The sequence below is a fragment of the Lysinibacillus sp. GbtcB16 genome (assembly GCF_019091145.1).
Taxonomy (GTDB): Bacteria; Bacillota; Bacilli; order Bacillales_A; family Planococcaceae; genus Lysinibacillus; species Lysinibacillus fusiformis.
The window spans coordinates 1-301 of record NZ_JAGXJV010000260.1; the positions used below are offsets into that span (position 1 = coordinate 1).

The window sequence follows — 301 nt, forward strand, 5'->3', positions numbered from 1 at the left end:
TGTTGGCAAAAATTTGAAATTGGAGGATGAAAATTAATGTTTAAAAAAGCAATACTCATTTCTACTACAGTTTTAGGTTTTATGCATTTTATACCGGGGGCTGATGCTTTCGCTAAAGAATCAGCTTCAACACAAAATTTAAAGGTTTCAAGCACACAATCTACTTTGGATAAACAAACGTTGACATCTATCAATGAAGTTTTAGAAGAACAAAACATCAATTGGGAAGAAATAGAAAAAATCCATGCTATCGCTAACAAATCCCTTACATTGGTAGGTGGGAATAAGTATCTCTCTGATT

General features: G+C 32.6%; 1 protein-coding gene. It reads left to right on the top strand.

Features of this window, described 5'->3' with window-relative positions; all coding sequences use genetic code 11:
- Nucleotides 1-36: 36 nt before the first annotated feature.
- Nucleotides 37-301 (top strand): hypothetical protein (locus KVT27_RS24195; protein WP_217582131.1); only part of this gene is annotated, 265 nt, incomplete at its 3' end.